The organism is Bradyrhizobium sp. PRIMUS42, from assembly GCF_023006515.1.
Taxonomy (GTDB): Bacteria; Pseudomonadota; Alphaproteobacteria; order Rhizobiales; family Xanthobacteraceae; genus Bradyrhizobium.
Genome location: NZ_JALBGZ010000979.1, coordinates 1 through 1865 on the forward strand (window position 1 = coordinate 1; position 1865 = coordinate 1865).

Consider the following 1865-nt stretch of genomic DNA (forward strand, 5'->3'; position numbering starts at 1 on the left):
TGATGTTCATCAAGCGCTCTCTGGCGTCCGGTTATGCCGGCATCGATAACCCGCTGTTCTATCGCGACAACACCATGATGCTGCTCGGCGACGCCAAGAAGGTCACCGAGAACATCGTCAAGGCGATGTAGCGCGCGAAGGAAAACGGACCGCAGCCATCAATAGGGAATGGCACCGGTCCATCGCATGCCACTGAAGGCGACGCGCGAGCAGCGCGTTGCATGGCACGCCGCCCACAAGGCGGCGTGCGGCTGCCGCGACGTTCCGGCGAGCCTCCGGCCCGAGGTCATGAAATTGCTTTGGAGCCGTCGCAAGCCCTGAGCCGAAAGGCTTGCTGCGTATCATGACCATCTTCAAGTGGATCGCCATCCTGCTGGTGACCGTCTATTGCGCCGGTCTCGTCGTGCTCTATGTCCGTCAGCGCGGGATGCTGTTTCCGATTCCGACCGTCGCTCGCACCGCCCCCGATGCCGCAGGCCTGCCCGAGGCGGAAGAGCACATCCTGACCACGTCGGACGACGAAAAGGTCATCGTCTGGCACGTGCCGGCAAAGCCTGGCCGTCCCGTGATCCTGTACTTTCCGGGCAATGGTGATTTTCTCGCCGGCCGCGTCAGCAGCTTCAAGGCGATGACGGCCGATGGCACCGGCCTCGTCGCGCTGTCCTATCGCGGCTATGCCGGCTCGAGCGGTACGCCGAGCGAACAGGGCCTGCTGCGCGATGCCGCAGCCGCCTACGCCTTCACCACCGCGCGCTATGCGGCGGAACGAATCGCCGCCTGGGGCTTTTCGCTCGGGACAGGCGTGGTAGTTGCGATCGCCTCGGAGCATCGCGTCGGAAAACTCATCCTGGAAGCCCCCTATACATCGACGGCCGACATCGCGGCGTCATCGTTCTGGTTCGTTCCGGTCCGGCTTCTGATGCGCGATCCGTTTCATTCGGACGAGCGCATCGCGCGCGTCACTGCGCCGCTCCTCGTGATGCATGGCACCGATGATCTTGCCATTCCGATCGCGTTCGGAGAGCGTCTGTACGCACTCGCCCATGAGCCAAAGCGGTTCGTTCGCATGGCGGGCGGCGGACACGACAATCTCGATCAATATGGCGCAATCGAAACGGCGAGAGATTTTATTGGCGGCTGACGGTTTGTTGGCACGTGGCGGTACCGCGCTCGCCGTCTTCTGCTTGACGCTTCTGCCGCAGCGCGCGTTTGCGGGGACCGGGCTCGACGGAGCGGCAATGCGCTGGCCCTATGCGCTGCCCTTTGCCGGCCTGTTGCTGTCGATCGCGCTGGGGCCGCTGCTGGTTCCAAAGATCTGGCATCATCACTACGGCAAGATCACCGCGGCCTGGGCGCTGCTGGCACTCGCCGCGCTCGTCGTCTTTGCCGGGAGCATGGCCACGCTGGCGGCGCTCGTCCACGCCGTGTTCGCCGAATATCTCGGCTTCATCGTGCTGCTGTTCGCGCTCTATGTCGTGGCCGGCGGAATCCTCATCACCGGCGACATCAGGGCGACGCCGGCGACCAATTTGGGCATCCTCGCCCTCGGCACATTGGGGGCGAGCATCGTCGGGACCACGGGCGCCGCGATGATCCTGATCCGTCCCTTGATCCGCACCAACCGGCCGCGGCGCCACAACGCCCATGTCGTCATCTTCTTCATCATCCTGGTCGCCAATGTCGGCGGCGCGCTGAGCCCGCTCGGCGATCCCCCGCTGTTCGTTGGCTTCCTGCACGGCGTCGACTTCTTCTGGACCACGCGGACGATCTGGTTGCAGACCGCGATCGTGGCCGGACTGCTGCTCACCATCTTCGTCGCCATTGACGTCTGGCGCTTCCGCAGCGAGCCGCCGCCTGGCGACGCC

The 1865-nt window shown here is 64.6% G+C and carries 3 protein-coding genes; all 3 read left to right on the forward strand.

Translation table 11 applies throughout. The annotated features are described in order from the left end of the window. Positions 1–131, forward strand: a 131-nt coding sequence (locus MOV75_RS36500) for an NAD(P)(+) transhydrogenase (Re/Si-specific) subunit beta (protein ID WP_246932379.1), incomplete at its 5' end; no start/stop codon positions are given. A 212-nt stretch (positions 132–343) separates the two neighbouring features. Then, complete coding sequence (locus tag MOV75_RS36505) at positions 344–1141, forward strand: alpha/beta hydrolase (protein ID WP_246932375.1); 798 nt, start codon at positions 344–346, stop codon at positions 1139–1141. Then, on the forward strand, positions 1131–1865 hold a 735-nt coding region (locus MOV75_RS36510), incomplete at its 3' end, for a sodium:proton antiporter (RefSeq protein ID WP_247007804.1). The genes MOV75_RS36505 and MOV75_RS36510, both read left to right, overlap by 11 nt.

Bases quoted from the DNA above. Each gene is read 5' to 3' on its own strand.
- MOV75_RS36505 (WP_246932375.1), top strand. From the start codon at position 344: ATGACCATCTTCAAGTGGATCGCCATCCTGCTGGTGACCGTCTATTGC.